Genomic DNA, 22,428 nt, shown 5'->3' on the forward strand with positions numbered 1-22,428 from the left:
TTCATCTAACTCTTCGCCCCACATTCCCTTGCAAAAGCGAAGCGGCCGACTAGTTTTGTGTTTGTCTTCGCCAACATCATAACTACAACTCCCCCGCCATTAAGTTCAGAGGAGTCCATATCCTTGCGCCCATTGGCGTGACGTTCGATTGCTGAAACGGAAATCAGTCAAATAACAAGAGGGACGCTTGATGAAGCGCAGCCGCGGGTATCGTGCGCTCTCGCAAAGAGGGCCGGGCAAACATTTCTGGTTGTCAGTACTGTGCTTCTCAGGCCTGGTGATCGCCAGCTTTGTATTATTCGAACAACAGATCCAGAACTTCCTTTCCCACCTCGAACACTTCCTGCCTTCGACCCCCGCCCAGATGCTTACCCTGGCGGTGCTGCTGATCGGCTTGCTGGCGCTGGACGTGGTACTACCCGTGCCGTCGAGCATGGTCGCGCTGTTTGCGGTGGCGACGCTTGGCAGCGTTGGCGGCTACCTGGTGATCTTCATCGGCCTGTGCCTGGGTGCCGGGCTGGGGTATGCGCTGGGGGCGGGGTATTTTCGCCTGCTGTCCAGCCGCCTGGGCCTGCACCAGCGCCAGCCGGGGCAACTGGCGTATCGGCTGGGCACGCTGTCGTTGATCTGCCTGCGCGGCGTGCCGGTGCTGGCGGAAACCTCGGTGGTGGCGGCCGGCATGCAGCGCTATCCGTTGCGCGCCTTCATCCTGGTCACCACCTTGGCCAATGCCGGCCTGGCACTGGCCTACAGCGCCATCGGCAGCTTCCTGGTCGCGCAGAACGCGCTGCTGGTGACCCTGCTCGCCGGCATGGTCCTGCCCGCGTTGTTCATTGCCGGGTACAGCCTGTTCAAGACCTTGCGCAGGGGTGAACCACTGCGCGGGCGTTTCACGGTCAGTTACGACTACCCCGTGGTGTTCACCGAGCACCTGTTCGATCCGCTCAACACCTGCCTGCATCGCCAGCTCACCGCACAGCAGCGTGGTCGGGTAACGGTGCTGGTGTTCGCCGACGAACAGCTGCTGCGCTGCGCACCGAACCTGCCGGGCCAGATCGACGCCTACTTTGCCGCCCATGCTGCGGACCTGAACCTGAAAGCCGCGCCCATCGCCGTGCCGGCCGGTGAGCTGAGCAAGGACGCACAGGTATTGCAACAGCTGTACAGCGACATGCTGAGCCATGGGCTGGACCGCCATTGCTTCGTCCTGGCCCTGGGCGGCGGCGCTGTGCTGGACGCGGTGGGCTACGCCTGCGCCACCTTTCACCGGGGCATGCGCCTGATCCGCATCCCCAGCACGGTACTGGCACAGAACGACGCTGGCATCGGCGTGAAGAACGGCATCAACGCCTTCGGCCAGAAGAACCTGCTCGGCGCCTTCTACCCCGCCTGCGCAGTGATCAATGACTTCCAGCTGCTCACCACGCTTGCCCACCGCGACCGCATTGCCGGCCTGGCCGAGGCGGTCAAGGTGGCGCTGATCAAGGACCGCGCCTTCTTCGAGTGGATGGAGCGGGAGGCCGACGCCCTCGCCCACTTCGATCATCCGGCCAGCCGTTACGCCATCCGCCGTTGCGCCGAGCTGCACCTGGGGCACATCACCGGCGCTGGCGACCCCTTCGAACGCGGCAACGGGCGCCCCCTGGACTACGGCCACTGGGCGGCGCACAAGCTAGAAAACCTCAGCCAGCACCGCCTGCGCCACGGTGAGGCGGTGGCGGTGGGCATGGCCCTCGACGGGCTCTATGCCAATGCCCTGGGTCTGTTGAGCGATGCCGACAGCGAGCGCGTCATCAGCCTGTTGCTCAGGCTTGGCTTCAACCTGTGCCCGCCGGAGCTGAGCCTGAAAGATGCGCATGGACGTTCGCGAGTGTTGCTTGGGCTCGAGGAGTTTCGCCAGCACCTGGGCGGGCAGCTGTCCATCCCCATGCTGAGCTGCATCGGCACATCGGTCGACCTGCACGAGATCGATGACGCCCTGATGGAAAAGGCGCTGCTGCGGCTGGTCAGCCAGCGCGCGCCCCTCACCCTGGGCGAGGGCTGCGCGCAATGAACCCGATCGCGCCGGACCTGAAAACCTGGCTGACCGTTGGCCGGGTCTCCAACCTGCCCACGGTGTGGACCAACACCCTCGCCGCCGCCCTGCTGGCCAGCAGCGCCGGCGCCCTGGCGCCACCCTCCTCTCTGGTGTGGCTCCTACTGCTGGCCATGCTGTCGCTGCTGTACCTGGCCGGCATGCTGCTGAACGACCTGCTGGACGCCGATTGGGACCAACAGCACAGCAACGCCCGCCCCATCACCCTCGGGCTGGTCAGCCGGCGGCAGGTGCGCCTGGCCATCTACGGGTTGCTGCTGCTGGCCGCGACCGCTGCGCTCGGCCTGAGCCGCCTGGTCGAACAGCCGCACTGGCTGCTGGGCAGCGTCACCCTGCTGGTGGGCTGCATTCTCGGCTACAACCTGCTGCACAAGACCCACGTCCACAGCGTCTGGTTGATGGGCGCGTGCCGCTCGGCGCTGTACCTCACCGCAGCGGCCAGCCTGGCGGTGCCGGCGCAGCCCCTCTGGCTGTGCGCGGTCCTGCTGGGCGTGTACATCAGCGGCCTGACCTACCTGGCACGCCAGGAACACCTCAACCAGTTGCTCAGCCGCCTGCCCCTGCTGCTGATGCTCAGCCCGCTGGCCCTGGCGGCTTACGCCGACACCCTGTGGTTCTGGCCGGTGTTGCTGCTGTGGCTGGGCTGGTTGGGCTGGCACTACTGGCTGCACCTCGCCGATCCGCGGCGCCGACAAGTACGCGCCTTCATCGGCGCGGGGCTGGCGGCCCTGCCGCTGTTCGATGCCCTGGTGCTGGCGGTGGCCGACCAGCCCCTGGGCAGCCTGCTGTGCGTCCTGGTGTTCTTCCTGCTTCCACACCTCCAACGCTGGATCAAACCGACATGAACAGTCATATCGCTTCGTCGCCAACGGCGGCGCTGGACATGCGCCACGACTGCCTGGCCGAACGGCAGCAGGCCTTGATCGCGCAACTCGATCAGGCCGAGTTGCAGTGGTGGCAGCAGGCGCTGGCGCGCCTCGGGCAGTCGCCGGACGCCAACACCGCCGCCCTCCTGAGCAGCCAGTGCAAGCGCCGGATCGGCGATCGGGCCATGCTCGACGATAAGGGATGGAGCCAGTTGCAAGTGGCACGCGCGCTGCTGCTGGCGCAGGTCCTCGACCAGCAGCCCGAGGCCGAGCAGCTGCCTTTGCTGCGCCAGTTGTTCCTGTGGGGCGACGACCAGGAAAAGGTCGCCCTGCTCAAGGCCCTGGACTGGCTCGACAGCCATGGCTCGTGCCTGGAGCTGGCCTTGCAGGCCGGGCGTACCAGCAACAGCCAGGTGTTCGCCGCCCTCGCCCTCGACACCCTCTACCCGTCCCGCCATTACCCGGAGCGGGCGTTCCACCAGCTGGTGCTCAAAGCGCTCGGCATGGGGCTGGACGTGAGCCGCCTGCGCGGTCTGAGCGAGCGTCAGGGCGTCGCCCTCAACCAACTGGCCCTCGATCTGCTGGATGAGCAACTGGCTGCCGCGCGCCCGGTTTCCGGCGGTCTGTACCTGGCGATTGCCTTCAACCTGCTCAGCCCGGCGCAGCACCAGCGTCTACTCGGCCTCAGCCGCCAGCAATGCCTGCCCCCCGGCTGGCATGAGCACCTGGCCGGCCACTTACCGACCTGATACCCGACGATGCCTTCTCCCTGACGAGGATCCACCATGCCCAAGTACTTCGACCCGCATATCCATATGGTCAGCCGCACCACCGATGACTACCAGAACATGGCTGCCGCCGGCATCACCGGGGTGATCGAACCCGCGTTCTGGCAGGGCCAGGCCAGGACCAGCCTCGGCAGCTTCATCGACTACTTCGACACCCTGCTGGGCTGGGAGCGTTTTCGCGCCAGCATGTTCGGCATCCATCACTTCTGCACCATCGGCCTCAACCCCAAGGAGGCCAACGACCTGTCGATCGCCTATGAGGTACTCGAGGTCCTGCCGCGCTACCTGGTCAAGGACGGCGTGGTGGCGGTGGGTGAAATCGGCTACGACGACATCACCCCCGAGGAAGACCGCTTTCTCGCCGCGCAACTTGAGCTTGCCAGGCAATTCAACCTGCCGGTGCTGGTGCACACCCCACACCGCGACAAGATCGGCGGCACCAAGCGCACCCTGGCGGTGATCCGCGAAGTCGGCATCGCCGAGCATCTGGTGATCATCGACCACCTCAACGAACTGACCCTGCCGCTGGTGCTCGACAGCGATTGCTGGCGCGGCCATTCGATCTACCCCAACACCAAGATGTCCGAGCAACGCATGGTCGCGCTGCTGCAGCAGTACGGTACTGAAAAAATGGTGGTCAACAGCGCCGCCGACTGGGGCATCAGTGACCCGCTCAAGGTGCCAAAGACCGGCCAGGCGATGCTGGCCGCAGGCTTCAGCGAGGCCCAGGTCGAACAGGTGCTGTTCCACAACCCGGTGGATTTCTTTGCCCAGAGTGGCCAGCTGGACAAGACCCTGGTCAGCACCCCGCTGCCCATCGACCAGCGTCGCCAGTGGCAGGAAAACTCGGCCCTGCGCGGCCAGGATCCGGTGGTCAAATGAGCGCTGGCCGGGGTTGGAGCGCCTCGCAGCTCGGCTACTGCGGCAACGTGCACCCGGCACCTGACCTGGCCGCGCTGCGCGCCTCCATCGAGCAACACTTCCAGGGCGTGCGCAGACTGCGCGGGCTCGACGTGCAAGACAGCGGGCTGTGGATCAGCGCCCGCGCCGCTTCCGAGTTGCGCCAGGCGCCGGCACGGCAGGCGTTTCTCGACCTGCTGCGACGCAGCGGGCTGCGCCTGACCTCGCTCAACGGCTTCCCCTACGGGCAGTTCCATGAGGGCGCGGTGAAGGCTGCCGTCTATCTGCCCAGCTGGGCCGAGCAGCAACGGCTGGCGTACAGCCTGGAGCTGGCACGGCTGCTGGCCGAAGCGCTGCCGCCGGACTGCCGGCAAGGGGTGATTTCCAGCGTGCCGCTGGGCTATGCCGCCCACTGGAGCCCGGCGCTGCAGCAGCGTGCCGAGAAACAGCTGCGCCAGCTCACCTCGGCGCTGGCCCGTCTGCACCAGGAAACCGGCAAGAAGATCATCGTATGCCTGGAAATGGAGCCGGACTGCGTGCTGCAAACTACCGACCAGGCCGTCGCCTTCTTCCACCACTGGCAGGCCAGCGACCCACACCATGAATACCTGGCACTGTGCTTCGACGTCTGCCACCAGGCGGTGATGTTCGAAGACTGCCGGCAGTCCCTGGAAAGGCTGCGCCAGGCCGGGGTGCCCATCGGCAAGATCCAGCTGTCCAATGCGATGATCTGCCGCCTGCCGGCCCAGGACATTCGCCGTTGCGCCCAGGTACTCGAGGTGCTGGGCGGCTTTGCCGAAGCCACCTATCTGCACCAGGTACAGGCGCGCGACAGCCAAGGCCACCTGTGCGCCTGGGCGGACCTGCCTGCTGCGCTCGCTGCCTGCCTGGCGGAGCCCGGGCGCTACCGGGAGTTGCGGGTTCACTTCCACATCCCGCTGTTCAGCGAACACCTGCTGCTGCCGGAGCTTGGCGCCAGCCAGGCCGCCCTGGCGCAGACCTTCGATTTTCTCACGGCGCACGAAGCCATCCGCCCCGTCCTGGAAGTGGAAACCTACAGCTGGGGCGTTCTGCCTGCGCAACTGCGACCCACCACCGCCGCTGCGCAGCAACAGGGCATCAGCGACGAGTTGCGTTGGGTCGAGGAGCAGTTGCGCCAGCGTCGCCTGCTGCAACCCAACCCACAGGAGGTCTGCGCCGATGCCCTCTGAACAGCCCCGCCAACCGCTGCTGCTGATCAACGTGGTCGGGCTGACGCCTGCGCTGCTGGGCTCGGCAACACCGCACATCAACCGGCTGTTGCAAAAGGCCAGGATGGCCAGCCTGCAACCGGTGTTCCCTGCCGTCACTTCCACGGTGCAGGCCTCGATCCTCACCGGCCTGCCACCGGCCGGGCACGGCATCGTCGGCAATGGCTGGTACTTTCGCGACCAGGCCGAAGTGCGTTTCTGGCTGCAACCCAACGCCCTGATCCAGGGCGAGAAGGTCTGGCAGACGCTCAAGCGCGAACTGCCGGGCTTTCGCTGCAGCCAGTTGTTCTGGTGGTACAACATGTACGCCGACGTCGATGCCGCCATCACCCCGCGCCCGCACTATCCGGCCGATGGCCGCAAGCTGTTCGGCCTGTACTCGTCCCCGGCAAACCTGCATGCGCGGATCGAAGAGCAGATCGGCGCGTTTCCGTTCCCGGCGTTCTGGGGGCCGGCCGCCGGCATCGCCTCCAGCCGCTGGATCGTCGATTGCGCCATGGCCGAGTTCCAGCTCGATCGCCCGGACCTGCAGCTGGTCTACCTGCCCCATCTCGACTACTGCCTGCAGCGCCTCGGGCCAGGGCACCCGTCTATCGTCCACGAAGTGCAGGCCATCGACGCCGAGGTCGGCCGCCTGCTGGGCTTCGCCAAGACGCAAGGCGCGGCCGTGATGCTGGTGTCGGAGTACGGCATCGAGGCAGTCAGTCAATCGGTGTCCATCAATCGCCTGCTGCGCGCTGAAGGTCTGCTGCAGGTGCGCCAGTCACTGACCTGGGAACTGCTCGACCCCGGCGCCAGCGCTGCTTTCGCCGTCGTCGACCACCAGATTGCCCATGTCTACGTGCGCCAGGCCCGCGACATCCCTCGGGTCAAAGCCCTGTTGCAAGGCCAGCCCGGCATCGAGCGGGTGCTGGACAGGACCGAGCAGCAGGCCTGGCAGCTGAACCACGCGCGCAGTGGCGAACTGGTCGCCATAGCCGCCGCCGATCATTGGTTCGACTACCGCTACTGGCTCGACGATCGCAAGGCACCGGACTTCGCCCGCACCGTGGACATCCACCGCAAGCCCGGCTACGACCCGCTGGAGCTGTTCATCGACCCCGCCATCCGCTTCCCCAGGCTGAAAGTGGCGCGGCGCCTGCTGCAGAAGAAGCTCGGCTTTCGCTACTACATGGACCTGATCCCGCTCGACACCTCGATGGTGCGTGGCAGCCACGGCCGTCTGCCCGCCAGCGCGCAGACCGGGCCACTGCTCATTACCGATTGTGATCTGCCGTTGCCGGACAGCCTGCCGGCGACCGCGGTGAAGCAACTGCTCCTGCAGCATTTCCTGGGGCACTCATACACCGACCTGGCCAAAGCCAAGGAGCTTACATGCGGCGAGCCATCTCAATAACCGTCCTCAGCGCACTGGCCGGACTGGCCCAGGCCGAGGGCTCTACCCCCTTCGATTGCAACCAGTTCATGCAGTTTGGCGGCAACGTCGACCAAGCCCGGCAGACCTTCGCCCAAGGGCCGGAAAGCATGAGCTGGAACTGGTTCGTCTGCCTGAACCAGCCGGTCGAGTCGAACAGCCCCAATCGGGTCTGGGAAACCCTCAAGCCTTCGGACCAGGTCTACCTGAGCAATGGCGCCGCACCGCTGCCCTGGGGCCAGAGCGAGCCGGTGCCGGCCGCGGTGCTGCAGGCCGCCCAGGCCCAGGGCCTGAACCCCGATCGCACGTTCCACAACCTCAACGCCGTGCAGCAGGTGGACGGCCTGATCCTGGAAATGGGCGGCGCGGTACCCTCCGCGCAACAGGGGCAACCGGTGCGTTTCCAGCTATTGATGGGCGAGGACACCTTCGACTACATCGTGCAAAAGCAGGTGTACAACGTGAACGGCCAGGCCGCCTTGACCAGCAACCTGGCCTTTCCCTCCACCGCCTGGGAGCTCAAGGCCGCCTGGCTGTGGATCGGCAATGACCCGGATTATCAGCAGCAACTGCAAAGCGATGGCTACTACATCGCCCAGGCCTACTACCAGCAGGACAACGGCCAGTACCAGGTCGGCTACGCCGCGCTCAGTGGCCTGCACGTGGTCAACAAGCTGAACCCGCAATGGGTCTGGACCACCTTCGAGAATCGCAACAACGGCAAGTACACCGTGACCAACGCGATTCCCCCGACCCCGATGAGCAACAGCACCGGGCCGACCCCGGCGGCGCAGACCGCCAACACCACCTTCCAGGCCATGTACCCGGCACTGGCGCAATACGAGCTGATCGGCACCCAGTCCGAGACCAATCCGACGCTGCTGGCCAACTCCCAGCTCGAGTCGGCCTTCCAGAGCCAGTCCTCGTGCTTCGCCTGCCATGGCACGGCGGCCTACTCCAAGACCAAGGGCTATTTCAATTTCGCCCAGAAGCAGCAAGGCGGGATTGTCTATCCGACTGCCGAAGTGCCGGCGTCCGAGTTCGCCGGGTACAACAAACTGGACTTTGTCTGGTCGCTGAAACGCGCCCAGTGGCAACGCTAAGGAGCATGACATGAGCGTACTGAACTTCCCGCGCATCTATCTCGGCGGCCATATGTTCTGGAGCCCGCCGACCGCCAACAACAACGACATGTTCCCGCTCTACGATGCTTCGAAGATGCGTCTGAACTGGCGTTTCCTCGAGTACTACGGAATCAACCCGGCGAATGCCAGCAGCAAGTTGATGCCATGGGTCATCGCCCCGCAAGTGCTGCTCGAAGCGCCAACCTATGTGACCCAGGTGCCGGGCAACGTCTCGCAGAATCCCAGCGTGATGATCCCCGGCGAGTGGAACCTGTTTGGCGACAATGCCTGCGGCACCGTCAACTACACGCCAGCAGACCCCACGATCCCGGCGACCGCCTCCATCATCACCGGCGGCGAGCTGCCCGGTGGCGGCTATGTCAGCCAGGACCCGCTGATCAACCAGACCTACAACCTGCTCGGCAACCCGTTCGGCAGTGACGCCCCCACCCCGGCGCGCTTCGTCGACGTCAGCCCCTGGCAGAACACCTTCACCGCGCTGTACTTCGACCGGCTGGTACTTGGCGACGCCCAGTGCGGCCTGACGCTCAAGCGCGAGCACCGCATGCTCGACCGCTTCCTCAACTTCAACTGGGCGACCCTCGGTGGCCTGATCTATGTGACCACCACCTGGCAGACGTGCTTCCCCAAAGAGAACCTGAGCTGGGCCCTCGGCAACTCGCAACTGCTGCAGAACTTGCAGCAACAGATGGAGCAGCAGAAGGCCAAAGGGCTGATGTTCCGTTTCTCTACCTACCTGACCTGCTACGACATGAACGGCATTTTCAACGACCAACCGCCCATCATCACCCACACCGTCGACTCGAAGATCCTGGCCAATGTGCAGGCGATGTACCAGAAAGGCCTGGACAATGTCGGCAGCATCTTCTTCAACCCCGCCTACAGCCGCACCGCCGGCACCCTGGGCCTGTGGTTCGACGACGAGTTCCCCACGGCACCGGCCGGGCGGCGGCTGGTCCCTGCTGATCCGGTACAGTTGCAGAAGGACGGTGTGAACTTCAAATCCATGACATTGGGGGTCATCTCGGCGCAGGTGCATGACGACACCCTGTCGCTGGACCTGCTCAATGGGTTCCCCAGCTATTCGCTCGACCCGAAGGCCAAGATACCGGTGGCGGCGAAGTTCGACGCCGGCAGCTACCAGTTGGGGATACGCCAGGGCGAGCAGTTCACGCCTTTGGCCGGTTTCGGCTACGACGACTATCAGCAGGCAGCCTTCGACAAACGTTCGGGGATCCTCGACCTGCCGTTGAGCGCCGAGGCGCAGAAACAGCTGCAAAGCGGAGCGCTGGAGCTGCAGCAGCAAGGCGCCACCCCCGTGCAGGCGGCGACCCAGCAGATGTGGACCGCCGAAGTGGTCGAGAGCGCCAGCTTCATCGACGTCGGCGACAGCAAGACCTTGCAGATCATGGTGCAGTACGACGGCCTGCCCGCGCCGGCCGGTACCGTGCTGACGGTGGCCGAATACAACAACGCCTACATGATGTGCACCACCGACTATTACCTGGCGTTCAGCAACCCGGCCGACTTCACGCTGTTCCTGGAGGACCCGGACAATCCCGCCAACAACACCCCCAACCTGCCGCAGTTCGTCGGTACCCCGTCGCTCACCCGCCAGCTGAGCGACGGCACGGGCCGTAGGCTCACGGCGGTCCACCCCGCCGGCCCGACCACCGACATGAAAGCGGTTAGCTACCAGCAGTACCTGCCCACGCCAGGTTCGGTGGCCCTGAGCCCCAGCCTGGCATTCGCCAACCCCGTCCAGGGCCAGGGCACACTGAAGGATGAGCCGAAGGGCAACGTGCAGTTCAGCACCACGCAGATCACCACCGACGCCAATGGGGTTGCCCTGCTGACTGTCAAGGCCGTGGCGCCGGGCTTCCCGACCTTGCGCTTCTTCGTGCATGAGGACAAGCAGCCGCCGCAGATCCCGTTCAGCTTCAAATTGATGCAAACCTACACCGACTTCCTCGCGCCGCTGCGCGTGTTGCCGCAGGAGCCGGAGATACAGCAGGCGTTCGTCGATGCCTGGAACCAGGTCTACAAGCAGCAGAACGCCGGCCAGCTGATCTGGGAAAGCTTCATCTACCCGTTCATCCTGCAGCCGTTCTTCTACATGTACCCGATCATGAACAAGTACATGCCGCTGAACTCCCTGGCGCGCATAGAAGGCGCGGTCGACCAGTTGATCGTGCTGATCAGCAAGGAGTATCAGGAGGAAAGCACCCTGGCGATGCCCATCACCCGGGACATGCCGCAAAGCCGCCGGGCGGTGCTGGAGCTCTGGGCCCAGGCCCTGGTGAAACGCAACTACCCACCCATCCCGCTGAGCATGAGCGACTTCCCGCAAGGCTGACCGGCAGGACTGCCGGGTGACGAGACTGTCACCCGGCACACTTCACAGGAGTGTCCCATGAACACCCGCATCCTCTACCGACTGTTGCTGCTTGTCCTGCTGCTGTGCCCCTCGCTGGTCGCCCAGGCCGACGACAGCGCCGTCTACTTCACCATGGGCGTGCACAACACCCTGGGCTGCGATGCAAGCAACGGCAACTGCATCGCCAAACGCGCACCGAGCGACCCGTCCGATCCGTTCTTTCCGGCCTACTGGATCAGCGACTGGACGATGTACCGGGTGATGCACAACTACCAGAAGAATCCGCCGCCCTACAGCAACCCACCGGCCACCCTGGCCCCGGCCGACTACACCGTGTCCCGCGGCACCAGCTACTACGACACCACCTACATTCCAGCCGATGGCGACGGCTTCGGCGCCATGATGGAGCACTACGAGAAGTACTGCCTGCCGATCTTCCCGATCAAGAACAACAACTACACCTGCTCGTTCGTGTCCCTGGGCAACAAGGCCTACTTCCTCACCTACCCGCAGGACCGGCCCAAGGACATGCCGGCCTGCTGCATGTTCTCGCCGATGAACCACCCGCCTCGGCAGGATTTCATCAAGCACCTGCCCTACAGCGCCACCCGCAGCCAGCACCTGGAAGCCAGCGTGCAGGCCTATGCACTGGACCTGGACTCGCCGCAGGGACCGATCCTGTTCGGCTATGCCTTCTACAACAAGGCCTCGGGCCAGCCGCCCTACCGGCAACCGCAGTCGTTCTACTTTTCCGGGGATGCCAGCATCGCCAACGCACCGATCGTCAGCCAGAACTACACCGGCTTTCGCATTGCCAAGCCCGACCCGGCCCAGACCTGGGCGCAGGTCGCCGCCATGTGCCCATCGAACCCGCCGCCCTGCCAGCTGTTCGAGCCGCCAACCGGCCAGAGCAACGGGCACAAGGCGCAGTGGAACAAACTGATGCAGCGCAAACCCGTGAGCCACGACGAAGGATCGCCATGAAAGCCATACTGCGTTTATCCGTGATAGCCCTGGGCCTGGCCAGCCTGCCGGCATTGGCCAGGGAACAGGCCTTGCCCTCGTCCCAGGCCACCCAGCTCGATTGCCAGCCACCCAGCAGCGCGCCGGCGGCCAACGCCAGCCAGGACCAGTTCGATCGCTACAGCTGGCAGCTGTTCATCGCCTTGAACTGGCCGGCCCAGGACCACCAGCGCGGCAACCCGGACTGCACCCGGCAGCCTGGGGACGCCGGCTACACCGTCTGGCAGACCTACAAGAGCGTCGATGAGATCTTCCTGCCCGGTGGCGCCAATCCCGGCCCCTGGAACACCCCGCAGGGCGCCAGGAGCCTGGGCATCATCAACATCGCCGCGCTGAAGAACAGCTCGCTGGTCAACGCCATCGACCAGGCGGTTGGCGGCTGGCTGATCGACCAGGCCGGCAACCCGACCTACTACGATATCTCGGCCAACGAGGCATCCTACGACTACATCGTCGCCAACCAGTTCTACAACGCCGATGTGGTGTCCAGGGCAGCCAACATCCAGTTCCCTTATGGCGTCATCGAGATCAAGTCGAGCTGGCGCATCCTCGGCCCCCGTGACAACGCCAGCCGCTACCTGACCATGCTGGCGCGGGTGGCCACCTTCGATGACCAGGGTCGGCGCAACGGCGTGACCGAGGCCTTCCTCGGCCTGGTGGGCCTGCATGTGATCACCAAGGCCAAGGGCTATCCGCAGTGGATCTGGTCGACCTTCGAGCAGATCGACAACGTGCCGCCCAAAGCGCTGGTGGGCGGCCAGTGGGTCGACCAGCCGGCATCCGGCACCGCTTATTCCTACTTCAACGCCGACGCGCCCGCCGCGAGCCTCAACCAGTCGCCCTGCGACTGGCAGACCCAGGGCACGCAACTGGTCTGCGTGCCCAAGCCCGGCACCACCTTCCAGACTCCCAACCCGCTGAACCGAGTCACCCCGATCGCCGATGTCACCCAACAGGTCAACGCCGCCTACCGCGCCGACCCTGGGCTGCAACGCAGCGTGCTCAAGTACTACCAACTGGTCACCACCCAGCGCCCGCTGATGCCCGACAACCCCGGTAATCCGCTGGGCCAGCCGACGCCCTCACTGTCGGCCAACGTCACCATGGAAAGCTACATCCAGCCCAACAGCAGCTGCATGAACTGCCACTCCATGGCCACGCCGGTGAGGAGCCCGTACAAGTCCGACTTCTCCTACCTGTTCAAATTCGCCCATGCGCCCCTGGGCAAAACCATCAAGGACGAGGATTGAACCATGAGCATCCTGAATGGCCCACGCCTTAATTTCTGGGGTGGCATCCGCACCGATGTCAGCCTGCCGAACAACTCGCCGACCATCCCCTACGATGGCAACGACGAGTGGCCGATCTTCGACCTGACCACCTCGACCCTGGCGCCGGGCGCCCAGTCCTTCACCGACGACCAGTTGAACGCCATGCTCAATGCGCCGACGGGTGACTACTACACCGCCGGTGGCTGGAACCACTACGGGCAGCACCTGGTCGATCTGCAGAACGCCATGATCAGCTCGCAGGGCTGCCCCGGCAGCGTCGGCACCAGCGGTGACCTGGTGGGGCAACCGGTGTACCTGCTTGGCTCGCTGGACCCGGCGACCGGCCAGCCAACCAACTCCGGCCCGATGATGGTGGACCTGGACCCGACCTCGACGACCACCACGCAGATCTTCGTCGGCGGCCTGCAGATCGGTGGCAACAGCGATACCCAGCTGCTGATCCGCTGCGACACCGTCTGCAGCAGCCTTGATGTGAAGAAGCGCGTGCTGCTGCCCGCGTCGATGGACGCGCCGGGCTCGTTCCGCCTGAGCGGCACCTTCCAGCTGACCTTCCCGCTCGCCAGCATCGTCAGCTGGAACCGCGACAGCCCCGGGCTGCGCGCGATCATCCAGGCGCCCGGGGCGACCGGGATCGTGTTGCGCTTCGTGATGTTCGAGATGTGCCCGGCGATGACCACCGCGCAACTGGACGCCGACTACGCCGCGGGCCGATATACCCCGAACCCGAGCATCGGTCGGGTCATCGGCACCCTGGCCCCGGCTTTTGCCAACGAACCCGCCAACTGCCAGCCCGGACGACAGCTGGTCAACCAGAGCACCGGCGGCACCGCCTACGCCGAGCTCGCCGGCAGCGGCCTGCTGAGCGTCGACATGGTCAACCTGATACCCAAGCAGACCTTCAGGACCGTGCGCGACGACATCACCAGCCCCATCGGGCCCAACGCCAACTACGGGCCGGTCACCTTCACTGCCGGTACCGTACCCCTGGCCACGCTCGATCCGAACAGCGACCTGATGCGCAACTACTACGTGTATGGCGGCCTGGTCGACTTGCCGCTCGACCCCAGCCAGCAGCAGGCGACGAAAACCTCAGTGCTGCACGTCGACGCCCCCGGCGCCGTCGCCGGCACCCTGTTGCATGCCTGCGAGTCGGTCTATCGGGTCTACGCCGACCAGCGCAATGTCTATACCGAGGACTACCCCGACGGCCTGTCGATCACCCTGCAGGTCCGCTACCTGGGTGGCCCGGTAACCACCCTGAGCAAGATAGCGCTCGGCACCGGCCCTTCCGGCCCGGTCTACGGAGCGCCGGAAAACTGGGACTTTCTCGACGTGCCCGATACCTTGGTCGTCGAGGCCGGCCAGCTCGCGGTCAGCCTCCCGGTCAAGGTCAAGCCCGGTACCGACGCACAGGCCGGGTTCGTCACCCTGAGCTACTCCGTCAATGGCCTGGCCGCTGGCAGTTTTTTCACCAACTTCCGCAAGTTCGCCAGCACCGACTTCGGCATCGCCACGGGCAGCACCATCACTTGGCAGCAGGTGTACCCGAATGTCCTGCGCTTTCACTACCTGGCCTTCCCCGCCATGTCCCGGTACGTGCCGCTGAACCAGCCCGACGCGATCATGGCGGCGAAGGGGCCGATCCTCGCCCGCACCGCCGATGCCTACAAAGGCACCACGCTGTTCATGCCGGTGGTGCGTTCGATGTCGCCGAGTCAGCGGGCGCTGCTGCGCGCCTACCTCACCGGCGAGCCGTGGCAGCCACCGCAGTAGCCGCTACCCCTGTTCGCTCACGGAGAGAAGCCGATGTCTGCAACTATTCATATCCCCACACATCCACGCGCAACGCTGCGCCCCAGCACCCTCATCGCCGAGGGTCTGCTCAACCCACGCGGCATCTGTCTGCAGGCCGATGGCAGCCTGCTGCTGGCCGAGGCCGGGTCCGGCCTGCCCGAGCAGCCCTTCAGCGGCCGGATCAGTCGACTGCGACCGGACCCGACCTCACCCGGCGCCTACTTGCCCGGGGAAACCCTGGCACAGGGTTTTCGCACCATGAACATGCAAGCGCGCATGTTGCGCGACGAAATCATGGGGTTGTCGGACATCGCCTGCGGTGACGGACGCTGCCTGGCCAGCCAGACCGACTATGTCGAGGGCTCGAGGTTGCTCGACCTGCAGTTCAACCCGCCCGAGCCGGTGTTTCACAGCCGCGGCAACCTCAACGCACTGTGCTTTCATCCATCCCGGCGCAGTTGGCTGGCGGTCAAGCCCGATAGCAACCAGTTGGTGGAGTTCGTCGATGACCAGCAGGAGCACGTGCTGGCGCAGCTGCCCGAACTGGAGCAAGGCCAGGAGGCCGTGCCCGTCACACTGGTGTACGAACCTGACACGGACGCAGTGCTGATCAGTCTGTTCTCCGGCGAGCTGCACGGTGACCCGCTGCGCAAGGGCATCGACTTTGCCGACAGGGCCGGACAGGTTATCCGGGTCTGGCCAGCCGATGGACGCATCGAGGTAGTTGTCCAGGGGTTGCAGCTGCCCACCGGCCTGGCCCTGGATCGCAGCGGCAACCTGCTGGTGCTGGAGCTCTGCGACAGCGTGCAGCAACCTTTGACGCCTGACTGGCAAGGTGAGGCGCGGCATGGCGGCTTCACCCGTTTCTCAGGCAGGCTCCTGCATTGCAACCTGCAGACCGAGCAGGTGACGGTGCTTGCGCAAGGCCTGGATACCCCGTCCAACCTGTGCCTGGTGCGCGATGGGGTGTTGGTCAGCGAAGGCATGGGGCTGCTGGGGCGGGCACTGCCCACGGCAGGGGGCGAGGTGGTGCCGTTGGCTGGCAGAGTGCGCTGGGTGGGGCTTTGATACGGCGTACATTCCAGCCAGGTCGGCATTCAAGGTGAGTCAGTGGCAAGGCGATAAAGCCGAGAATTTTGATGGTTTGTTGTTTACCGACGCGATTGCAGTCCTGTCGGCGAATGCCTGGCGGCCTTCCCGCTTCCCGGTCAGGCCGCCAGGCCCTTTTCACTGCGCAGGCGCCACTGCCGGCGGTGGCTCGTTGGTCACCCGCAGGATCCCCCACAGCCCGGATGTGTTGCCATATGCCGCATAGTCGCGGAACAGGTAATCCCCGGGCACCGCGTTGGCACCACCCGCGCTGGGCAGCATGAAGCTGAAGTGGGCCGCCGGCAGCACGCTTTCCTGTGCACCCACGTACATTGCCATCGGGTTGTAGCCGAAGCGCACCGAGCCGATGCCCGGCAGGCCCATGGGGTAGCCCTGCACATCGCTCTTCTCGGCCTGGTAGTTGTGCAGCGGCCACAGGTGCCCATCGAGCTGATAGGTGATGCCGCGGCTGCCACCGCTGGGCATCAGTACGTGGCTGCGCGCCGGCTGGCCGGGCTTGGCCCAGAGCACCGGGGTCTGCGGATCGCCGCCGACCAGAGCATTGCTGTAGGCCATGTGGGCATTGGGCACATCGGCGAAGCCGAAGCCATCGGCATGGCCGAACGGCGCGTCCGGCGCCAGGCCGAAGCGCAGCCACAGCGGTTCGGTCTTGTAGTTCATCGCCATGTTGCCGTTGTCCTTCGGATCGCCGGGCACGCCGTTGCCCTCGGTGGCGATGCCCTCCACCGGCCGGCCATCAGCCCAGCGCATGTTCAGCGAGCGCTGCCACACGGTGACGAAGTCGCGGTAGTCGGGCTGGCCGCTGACCTTCACCGTGGCCTGGGCGCGGCTGGCGGTGTCCTCGGTCCATGTCGCGCTTTGCGGCAGCACGCTCATGGCGCCCACCAGGCCTTTCTGCGGCTGCTTGATGACATCCGCCGGGGTCAGGTTGAGGCCGCCGAACTCGATGGCCGTGGTGTTGATGTTGTCCACCGTGCGGCCCAGTTGCAGTACCGGCTTGCCTTCCCGCTCCAGATGCCCAGCGTAGTACTGGTACACCCGGTTCGGGTAGGCGCCGCTGCTGCCGTTGCGCGGCGGCACGGTCTGCACCGGGTTGAGGCCGACGTTGACGCCGTCCGACTTGGTGATGTCGTAGGCCAGCAGCTGCGTATGCAGGCCGACGTGGCTGGACGGGCGCATCAGGTTGTTGTTGAACGCCGTGGAGCCATCGCCGCCGGCGCGGTCGCGCTTGACCACGTTCTGCATCACCGCGCTGCTGGGCAGGTCGGGCATCATCAGCGGCAGGCGGTTCTCCAGGGTGATGCTGATGCAGTCGCCAGCATTGGCGCGCAGCACCAGCGGCTCGACCGGCACGCCGGCCTTGAGCTTGCCAGTGCTCGCGTCGAGGTCGGCCTTGCGCACGTAGAGCACCGCGGTCGGATCGTGCAGCGGCGAGCTGTGTCCGCCGACGGTGAAGGTCGCGCCATCCTCCTCGTCGGTGACCGTGGCCATGGGGATATCGACCTTGCGGCTGTTGAACACCAAGGTGCCGCCATTGGCCTTGAGCGCGCCACCGACGTGCTGGCCGATACCGGCCGGGTCATTGATGCTGACCCCGTGGCGGTTCTCGAGAATGTCGTTGGCCAGGGCCGCGACGATCTCGTAGCTGCGCTTGACCGTCGGCCGCGTGCCGATGCCATTGGCGTTGGCCGTGGTCTTCGGACAGATACCGTCGAAATTGACGGTATTGCGCATGGCCACCGGCTGCGGATTGTTCGGCAGGGCGAACAGGTCGGCGCGTTGCGCGGTGTAGTTGCGCATGATGCCCCAGATGCCGTTCCAATAGCCTTCGAGCGCGGCGTCCAGCGAGTACAGGTAGTCGCCATTGGTGGCGGCGGAGCTGGAGATCATCGACACCGGTGCCATGAACCCGAGCTGCTCGGAGATGCCCACCATCTGCGACGACTTCCACCCCGAGTTGGAGCTGTTGCCGAAGCCTGAGCCGTTCTGCAGCCACTTCACGCCGTGCAGGGTGACGTTGTGTTCCTCCTCATGGCCGCCTGCATGCATGCGCAGGCGTACGTTGTCACCGGAATAGGTGCGCAGCAGCGGTGTGAAGGGGTCACCCGGCTCGCTGCCCTGGTTGACGTGCGGCGGGAACAGCGTGGTGCCGCCGGTGGGGCCGGTGGCCTGGGTGATCGCCGAAGGCGCCAGGTTCATCGCCGGGATGGCGCGGTCGGTGCGGCTCTGCATGGCGTAGGCCAAGTCGCCGCCGAGGCCGTCGGCCTGCATGCCACGCTTGCCGTCCGGGCCGACCTTGTTCGGGTCGAATACGCGCAGGGCCAGCGGTTCGTTGCGGTAGTTGACGACGAACATGCCGGGGTCATCCACCGAGATCGCCTGCGGGCACGGCCGGGTCGGGCAGCCCGGGCTCAGCCCGCCACGGGATTCGACCACCGACTCGAGCAGCGTCGAGGCCTTTTGCCGCACGGGCGGGTTGATGGCGTAGCGGAAGCTGTCGGCGGTGGCCGGATAGGCCTGGCCGTCCGGCATGCCGTTGGGACCGGCGCCGACATACACGCCGGCTTCATAGGCGTGCTGGAAGTCGCTGTACTCCAGGAAGAACTCGCGGTAGCTGTCGTTCTTGCCATCGCCGTCGTGGTCGCCGGTCTGGATCACCGCCTGCCACGAGGTCGGGCCACCATCCTGGCGGGTCGCCGGGTTATAAAGCTGTTCGCCGGTCTCAGCGTGGTACCAGGTAGAGCCTGCGGGCTCGGCCAGCACGGTGGCGTACAGCCCGAGCTGCTGGTGGGTCGATGGGCCGAGGTGGTCATGGGTGAAGATGGTACCCAGGCCACGGTCGACGTTGTGCACGTTTACCAGGGGGTCGGCGAACCAGCGTTGCATCGCGCTGCGCGCGCCGAGCCAGTCGGCCCGGCCAAAGCGCCCGAAGTACGGATGCTGCTTGGCTTTCGGGCAGGCGGCGGTGCCGTCGCGGGTGTCACCCTCGGTGCAGTTGTTGAAGCTGCGAATGGCCTGCACGCGCTCGACCACGCTGCCGGGCGAGAGGATGCCGTCCTCGTAGTTCCAGCCGTTGGCCGAGCCGTCGGCGGCGGTCAGGTCCCATTTGGGCAGGTGGATATGCTGGCCGATCACGTCGGTCGGGGTGCGTACCTGGTAGTCGTCCATTTCATAGAACGACGGGATCAGGTTGGTGTGCACGTACTGGGTGCAGTCGAAGGTGTTCATGCGCATCACCAAAGGCTCTGGCGGGCGCTGCTTGGTGATCACCGGCCAGGCGTCTTCCCACAGGGCGAGGATGCGCGCCTGCGGGAAGTGGTAGCCGACCTTGTTGTACACCGCGTCGAACTGGATGTTGGCCGCCTTGTACATACGCGGCCGGTCGGCGGTGAAGGTGGACGAACCGCGGAAACTCATGCCGGTGAGGTTTTCGCCGCTGAAGAACTCGCCGACGCCCGAAGACTGGGTCAGGCGCTTGCCACGGTCGTCCATGCACGGCTCATAGTACGGCGCGCCCGCCGTCGGCAAGGCGCCGTTGGTGCGGAAGGCCTTGGCCACCGGCGCGCCGCCGGGGATCAGGGCGAAGCTTTGGTGCTCGGCCTTGGCGTGGAACTGCATGGCCGCCTGTTCGACCTCGGTGCCCTCTTCGGGCAGGTAGATCGGCTTGGCCTTGTGCACCACCTTGGAGAAGTCCAGCTTGGTGGTGGTGGTCACGGCGTCGCCACCGGCAGACACGCCGTCGAGGGTGTGCCGGCCAAGGCCGCCGTCCCAACCGTCGACCTGGTTGGGGTCGAGGTTGGCCCACAACGCCTTGCCGCTGTCCTTGAGCTGCCGGGCCAGGGCCGGGTCGAGCATGTCCAGCGGCGGAGTCGGCGGACGCTGGCCGACGCTGCTTTCCATGCCACCGATCCAGAACGGGTAGCCGGGGTTTTTCAGGCTGCCGTCGGCGTTGCGATTGGTCTCGCTGCGATCGACCAGCGCGAGGGAGCCAACCGCACGCGGCGTGGCGGGCTCGTCGGGGTGATCGTCGCCCTGCTCTTCTTCTTCATCGTCATGTTCGGCGACCAGGGCCTCGGCCAGCTTGGGCACCACCGTGACCTTGCCCGGCATCGGCGCCATGGCCTTGCCGGGCAGCGGCACGATGGCCGGGATCGGCGTGCCGGCGATGATCTCGCCGTCGGGCAGCGCCCGGGCACCCGGGGCCGGCTTGCCATTGCGCAGGGCGAACGGCGTGGTGTGGAAGCCGTTCTCGCCCTCGCCGCTGACCGCCAGGCGCGTGCCCGGCTCGAACACATCATGTACCCGCCACATGGCCCACATGCCCTGGGCGAAATGCGGGTAGAAATGGCAGTGGTAAATTGCATCGCCCGCCACCCGGTTGCGGTTGCCGGAGCCGCCGTTGGCAATTTCGTAGGTGTAGCCCACGCCTGGGCCTATGCCCTGAGCGTCGATGTAGTCGGAGTTGTCGTCGTTGGGGTTGAACAGCCACTGGTGCCCGTGCAGGTGGAAGATGTGCTGCTCGTGGCCATTGTGGGTGTTGCGGAACTTGGTGAAGTCACCGATGTAGCTGTGGTGGACGTTGGCCGGCTCCGCCGGGAACAAGGCCATGGTCGCCTTGACCCCGGTAGCGCTGGCTGGCGGCGTTTCGCCCGGGCGCATATGCTCCAGCCCGACGTTGGCCGGAATGTCCACCAGGGTGCCGATATCGCCCACCGTGTGGGCGCTGAGGAAAAATTCCTCATAGGCGCACGACAAGCAGTCGTGCATTGGCCCCACGCCGAGACGGTTGGCCACCACCTCGGCGCCCATGCCGCCAGAGCCGTAGTTGATCATGAAGGAGTCGCGGGTCGGCTCCAGCACATGGCCCATGACCGGGTCCGCCCAATAGCCGGGGAAAGCCTGGGTGCCAGCCACTTCGTCAGCGAACTGCGAGGCGAAGTCGCGGAAGGCTTCCAGCCGGTTGGGCAGCGCCGGGTTGCGCTTGCCGACGCTTTCCAGTGGGTAGGTGGCTTTCGGGAAACTGCCGTCGGGGTTGGGCCCCATGACAATGGCATCGGTCTCGCTATTAAGGATCTCCTCGCCGTCGACCATGGCGATGATCGGCTTGCCAGCCTTGCCTTCGGCGATCCATGGCTGGACTTGCGGATAGCGCGCCTGGTAGTCGATCACCGGCTGACCGGTGGCGGTGCGGCCGGTGGTGGCCAGGCGCATCTCCTCTTCGGTCAGGGTGTTGCGGTAAGTGCGACCGGCCTTGGGCACCACCACCACCTGACCGAACAGGCCGTTGGCGACGTTCCCGGCATTGCCCTCGCCGCCGAATGGCGCACCGCGGCTGGAGACCGCAAAGGCACCTTCGCGCTCGGCGTACAACGTATAGCTGCGGGTGCTGCCGGGTGTCACCAGGAAGTTGGCGTTGCGACCGGTGTTAGCCGAAATGTCGCCGATACTGTTGACCGCCTGCATGCCGTTGACCTGGAAGCCGACGTGGCGGTCGGTCACCTGTTCATCAGCAACAAGATTTTCGTTGCCCTGCTCGTCGAGTACGGCGCCCTCTGCTTCCTCGCCTTCAACTTCGTTCTCGTCGTGACCGATGCCGTGCTTGTTGGGATTGGCCTGATAAGCCAGCAGGTTGGTCAGGTTGACAGTCAGGCAATCACCGGCCGCCACTCGCAGCACAATCGGCCGCGGGCGCTTGTCCGGGCGCAGGGTGACCTTGCCTGGCACGGCGGCGCCGCCGTTGCTCAAGGGTACGCGGCGCTCATCCACCACGTCCTGGCGCAGGGCGAAGATCATGCCATTGGCGTTCTGCGCGCCCAGGCGGTTGAACATCAGTGGCTGATCCAGCGCCACCACGTTGGCCACCAGCGTGCGCTGGCACTGCACGGCGGCCTCGCTGGAGACCTGCCAGCCCAGCAAGGCCAGCAGCAAGGTGGACAGGACCAGGCCTTTGCGAGGGGTCGACATGGGGCACCTCCGGGGACACAGGGATACTGCGGGGAGGTGAGCAAGGCTTATGCCATGAATTTAGTCGTTGTTAATCAGATATTTGCGAGATGGAGAAGGATGAACTGGGCATTTTCCCCCTTAATTGGGGGCCGCATTGGAGCGCAGGCTAAAGGGCTGAAGCCGGGTCAATCGCCTCGATAGCATTTAGTGATTGAACACCCGAGCAAAGGTGCAGTAAGCTCGGTCCCAATCACTGGAGAGCAACATGTCGAAACAAACCCGCAACCACGCCAACCACACCGGTCGCTCCGCGCACCGCGTGCTGGCCGTTGCCGGTCGTAACGCCGTTGCCAGCTTTTATTTTGGGTATTGGTTTAGCCACTAGGCGCCGATTACCCATCCGGCGCCCACCTTCGAGGGGCCGCCGA

The 22,428-nt window shown here is 65.4% G+C and carries 13 protein-coding genes; 12 read left to right on the forward strand and 1 reads right to left on the reverse strand.

Annotated elements, in window-relative coordinates; genetic code table 11:
• Window positions 1–190: 190 nt before the first annotated feature.
• The 12 genes from LU688_RS14820 to LU688_RS14875 are packed head-to-tail and all read left to right on the forward strand — an operon-like array spanning window position 191 to window position 16,012.
• Window positions 191–2,053 (forward strand): 3-dehydroquinate synthase, encoded by a 1,863-nt coding sequence (locus LU688_RS14820; protein ID WP_160291249.1) that lies wholly within the window; start codon window positions 191–193, stop codon window positions 2,051–2,053.
• Window positions 2,050–2,940, forward strand: a complete 891-nt coding sequence (locus LU688_RS14825) for a UbiA family prenyltransferase (RefSeq protein ID WP_094009966.1) — start codon at window positions 2,050–2,052, stop codon at window positions 2,938–2,940. Before LU688_RS14820 ends, LU688_RS14825 begins: the two co-directional genes overlap by 4 nt.
• Window positions 2,937–3,710: an EboA domain-containing protein gene (locus LU688_RS14830; RefSeq protein ID WP_160291248.1), complete on the forward strand. Its 774-nt coding sequence runs from the start codon at window positions 2,937–2,939 to the stop codon at window positions 3,708–3,710. Before LU688_RS14825 ends, LU688_RS14830 begins: the two co-directional genes overlap by 4 nt.
• A 36-nt stretch (window positions 3,711–3,746) precedes the next feature.
• On the forward strand, window positions 3,747–4,631 hold the full coding sequence (locus LU688_RS14835) for a TatD family hydrolase (protein WP_023631477.1): 885 nt from the start codon (window positions 3,747–3,749) through the stop codon (window positions 4,629–4,631).
• On the forward strand, window positions 4,628–5,860 hold the full coding sequence (gene eboE, locus LU688_RS14840) for a metabolite traffic protein EboE (protein WP_160291247.1): 1,233 nt from the start codon (window positions 4,628–4,630) through the stop codon (window positions 5,858–5,860). The genes LU688_RS14835 and eboE overlap by 4 nt, the downstream gene beginning before the upstream one ends.
• Window positions 5,850–7,295 (forward strand): alkaline phosphatase family protein, encoded by a 1,446-nt coding sequence (locus LU688_RS14845; protein ID WP_160291246.1) that lies wholly within the window; start codon window positions 5,850–5,852, stop codon window positions 7,293–7,295. The genes eboE and LU688_RS14845 overlap by 11 nt, the downstream gene beginning before the upstream one ends.
• Complete coding sequence (locus LU688_RS14850) at window positions 7,274–8,416, forward strand: hypothetical protein (protein ID WP_232888141.1); 1,143 nt, start codon at window positions 7,274–7,276, stop codon at window positions 8,414–8,416. The genes LU688_RS14845 and LU688_RS14850 overlap by 22 nt, the downstream gene beginning before the upstream one ends.
• Window positions 8,417–8,426: 10 nt before the next feature.
• The gene (locus LU688_RS14855; protein ID WP_160291244.1) at window positions 8,427–10,814 is read left to right on the forward strand and encodes an Ig-like domain-containing protein; all 2,388 of its coding nucleotides are present in this window, start codon (window positions 8,427–8,429) and stop codon (window positions 10,812–10,814) included.
• Between the two features lie 57 nt (window positions 10,815–10,871).
• On the forward strand, window positions 10,872–11,819 hold the full coding sequence (locus LU688_RS14860) for a hypothetical protein (protein WP_160291243.1): 948 nt from the start codon (window positions 10,872–10,874) through the stop codon (window positions 11,817–11,819).
• On the forward strand, window positions 11,816–13,108 hold the full coding sequence (locus LU688_RS14865) for a hypothetical protein (RefSeq protein WP_160291242.1): 1,293 nt from the start codon (window positions 11,816–11,818) through the stop codon (window positions 13,106–13,108). Before LU688_RS14860 ends, LU688_RS14865 begins: the two co-directional genes overlap by 4 nt.
• Before the next feature lie 3 nt (window positions 13,109–13,111).
• Window positions 13,112–14,923: a hypothetical protein gene (locus LU688_RS14870; protein ID WP_104443807.1), complete on the forward strand. Its 1,812-nt coding sequence runs from the start codon at window positions 13,112–13,114 to the stop codon at window positions 14,921–14,923.
• 33 nt (window positions 14,924–14,956) lie between these two features.
• Complete coding sequence (locus tag LU688_RS14875; RefSeq protein WP_160291241.1) at window positions 14,957–16,012, forward strand: hypothetical protein; 1,056 nt, start codon at window positions 14,957–14,959, stop codon at window positions 16,010–16,012.
• A gap of 159 nt (window positions 16,013–16,171) precedes the next feature.
• Here LU688_RS14875 and mnxG read toward each other — a convergent pair whose 3' ends face one another.
• Window positions 16,172–22,018 carry a manganese-oxidizing multicopper oxidase MnxG gene (mnxG, locus tag LU688_RS14880; RefSeq protein ID WP_232888140.1) on the reverse strand — a complete coding sequence of 1,949 codons (5,847 nt, stop codon included), beginning with the start codon at window positions 22,016–22,018 and terminating at the stop codon, window positions 16,172–16,174.
• Window positions 22,019–22,428 lie beyond the last annotated feature (410 nt).

It is taken from the genome of Pseudomonas soli (assembly GCF_021283165.2).
Classification (GTDB): Bacteria; Pseudomonadota; Gammaproteobacteria; order Pseudomonadales; family Pseudomonadaceae; genus Aquipseudomonas; species Aquipseudomonas soli.

Excerpts from the sequence above, each read along its gene's own strand:
- LU688_RS14850 (WP_232888141.1), top strand. The coding sequence starts at position 7,274 with ATGCGGCGAGCCATCTCAATAACCGTCCTCAGCGCACTGGCCGGACTG.
- LU688_RS14855 (WP_160291244.1), top strand. The coding sequence starts at position 8,427 with ATGAGCGTACTGAACTTCCCGCGCATCTATCTCGGCGGCCATATGTTC.
- eboE (WP_160291247.1), top strand. The coding sequence starts at position 4,628 with ATGAGCGCTGGCCGGGGTTGGAGCGCCTCGCAGCTCGGCTACTGCGGC.
- LU688_RS14825 (WP_094009966.1), top strand. The coding sequence starts at position 2,050 with ATGAACCCGATCGCGCCGGACCTGAAAACCTGGCTGACCGTTGGCCGG.
- LU688_RS14860 (WP_160291243.1), top strand. The coding sequence starts at position 10,872 with ATGAACACCCGCATCCTCTACCGACTGTTGCTGCTTGTCCTGCTGCTG.
- LU688_RS14875 (WP_160291241.1), top strand. The coding sequence starts at position 14,957 with ATGTCTGCAACTATTCATATCCCCACACATCCACGCGCAACGCTGCGC.
- LU688_RS14870 (WP_104443807.1), top strand. The coding sequence starts at position 13,112 with ATGAGCATCCTGAATGGCCCACGCCTTAATTTCTGGGGTGGCATCCGC.
- LU688_RS14830 (WP_160291248.1), top strand. The coding sequence starts at position 2,937 with ATGAACAGTCATATCGCTTCGTCGCCAACGGCGGCGCTGGACATGCGC.
- LU688_RS14820 (WP_160291249.1), top strand. The coding sequence starts at position 191 with ATGAAGCGCAGCCGCGGGTATCGTGCGCTCTCGCAAAGAGGGCCGGGC.
- mnxG (WP_232888140.1), bottom strand. The coding sequence starts at position 22,018 with ATGTCGACCCCTCGCAAAGGCCTGGTCCTGTCCACCTTGCTGCTGGCC.
- LU688_RS14835 (WP_023631477.1), top strand. The coding sequence starts at position 3,747 with ATGCCCAAGTACTTCGACCCGCATATCCATATGGTCAGCCGCACCACC.
- LU688_RS14865 (WP_160291242.1), top strand. The coding sequence starts at position 11,816 with ATGAAAGCCATACTGCGTTTATCCGTGATAGCCCTGGGCCTGGCCAGC.
- LU688_RS14845 (WP_160291246.1), top strand. The coding sequence starts at position 5,850 with ATGCCCTCTGAACAGCCCCGCCAACCGCTGCTGCTGATCAACGTGGTC.